The organism is Mycobacterium sp. 1165178.9, assembly GCF_001673555.1.
Lineage (GTDB): Bacteria > Actinomycetota > Actinomycetes > Mycobacteriales > Mycobacteriaceae > Mycobacterium.
The window spans coordinates 1-2,115 of the sequence record NZ_LZMB01000450.1; the positions used below are offsets into that span (position 1 = coordinate 1).

Annotated in this window: 3 protein-coding genes; all 3 read right to left on the bottom strand. The window is 66.9% G+C overall.

The annotated features are described in order from the left end of the window. Window positions 1-66: 66 nt before the first annotated feature. Window positions 67-1,077: an ABC transporter substrate-binding protein gene (locus A5652_RS19190; RefSeq protein WP_082983988.1), complete on the bottom strand. Its 1,011-nt coding sequence runs from the start codon at window positions 1,075-1,077 to the stop codon at window positions 67-69. Continuing rightward, window positions 1,074-1,820 (bottom strand): ABC transporter ATP-binding protein, encoded by a 747-nt coding sequence (locus tag A5652_RS19195; protein ID WP_067355042.1) that lies wholly within the window; start codon window positions 1,818-1,820, stop codon window positions 1,074-1,076. The genes A5652_RS19190 and A5652_RS19195 overlap by 4 nt, the downstream gene beginning before the upstream one ends. An 11-nt stretch (window positions 1,821-1,831) precedes the next feature. Further along, on the bottom strand, window positions 1,832-2,115 hold a 284-nt coding region (locus tag A5652_RS19200; protein WP_156745427.1), incomplete at its 5' end, for an ABC transporter permease.

Sequence of the window (2,115 nt, forward strand, 5' to 3'; positions counted from 1 at the left end):
GATGCCCGCGCCGCCGCGTGTTCAATCCACGCGGTGTGACGACGCGCGCGACCCTCCCGCGATTGATCAGCTGGCGAGGGCGGGCCGCAGCGACTCGTTGAATCGACGGTCGACCCAGTTGGCAAACCTGGGCGACGACGCGAGCAGGCCGACGGCCGCGAACAAGTCGGCCAGTTTCTGTTCGGACGCAACCACATCGTCACCGAGTTCAGTCGGTAGCCGCAGGCTACGCATCGCCGCGACGGTCGCCACTTTGGGATCCAATCCTACTGCTGCGGAATAGCTTTGAGACCATTTCTGCGGATGAGCCCGGGCCCACTGCACGGCCTTCTCGAAACGCACCAGCAGGTCGGACAGCGCGGTGTTGCGTTTCGGGTCGTCCAGCGCCTGGTCGGAGGCGACGCCGACCCAGTCGCCATTGGTGACGCCCTGCGCCTCGGCGATGCTGCGCACCGGGATCTGCTGCTCGGCCTGGGCCGTGTACGGATCCCAGATGGCCCACGCGTCGGCCTGGTGCTGACTGAACGCGGACAGCGCATCAGCGGGCTGCAGGAATACGAACTTCACCTCGGCGGGTTTGAGCCCGGCTTTGTCCAGCTGCGCCAGCAGGTTGGCGTGCGACGAGCTGCCCTTGGCGACTGCGACGGCCTTTCCACGCAACTCGGAGACCGACGTGATCGGCGAATCGGCATGCACCAGAACGCGGTTGCCCGCCCCGCCGCCACCGTATGCGGAGACTGCCTTGATCTTCGCGTTGCTGGCGGCCCCGAAGATCGGCGGCGTGTTGCCGGTGATCGCGAAGTCGATCTTGCCCGCGGTGGCCGCCTCCACTTGCGGCGGCCCGGAGGTGAACGTCGAGAACGCGACTCGATAGGGCAGGTTGTCCAGCTGTCCCGCGGCGCGCAACAACGCTTCGGTACCGCCCTTCTGATCCCCGACCTGCAGCGTCAGACCCGACAGCTCCGACAAGGGCACCGCGGCCGGCGCCGGCTTGGGCCCCAAACTGGCGCTGCGCGAAACACATCCGGTCAGCAGCAGTCCAAGCGCGGCCACCAGTGCGATGAACCCCCGCATCAAAGCCGCACACCAAGACGATCCAGCAGCTCGGCGCGATGCTTCTCCGTGTGGCGACCAGGTGCGCGGCGAGGCTCGTTGACGGACAGCGTGTGGACGACGCGGCCTTCCTCGAGCACCAGCACGCGATCGGCCAGGCCCACCGCTTCGTCGACATCGTGGGTGATCAGCAACACCCCGAAGCGGTGCCGCCGCCACAGATCCAGCAGCAGGGTGTGCATGGTCAGCCGGGTCAGCGCGTCCAGCGCGCCGAACGGCTCGTCGAGCAACAGCAGTTGCGGTTCGGCGACCAGCGCCCGGGCCAGCGAAACCCGTTGCGCCTGGCCGCCGGACAGGGTCAGTGGCCAGGCGTCGGCGTGGTCGGTCAGCCCGACGTCGGCCAGCGCTCGGTCGGCGCGATCCCGGACTTGCGCCCGCGGCAAGCGGCTGCGGGTAAGGCCGTAACCGACGTTCGTGCGCACATCGCGCCACGGAAACAGGCGCGGCTCCTGGAATGCGAGGGCCGGGGCGCCGGCCGCCACACGCTGCCCGCTGTGGTCATCCGACAGACCGGCGAGCACCCGCAGCACCGTCGATTTACCCGAGCCGCTACGCCCGACCAGCGCGACGATTTCACCGCTACGCACCAGCACCGAAACGTCTTTCAGCACCTGCCGATTGCCGTACCACTTGTCGACGTGGCGCAGTTCCCCGACGATGCCGATCGCGCCGCGGGTAGCGGCGTCCGATTCTGCGATGAGTGTCAAGCCCGGACCTTTCAGTGTCGGTAGCGCAGCGTGCGACGCTCGATTAGCCGGACGATCGCATCGGTGATGATGCCCAGCAGCGCGTAGATGGTCAGCCCGAAGATGATGATGTCGATGCGCAAAAAATCTCGGGCATTGTTGATCAGGAAGCCAATTCCCTTGTCGGCGTTGATCTGCTCGGCGACGATCAACGTCAACCACGCGATGGCCAGGGACTGCCGGAAACCAACGAGCACCTGCGGCGCCGTGCTGGGCACGATGATCCGAGTGAACCGCTGGAAGAACGAAAAGCCCG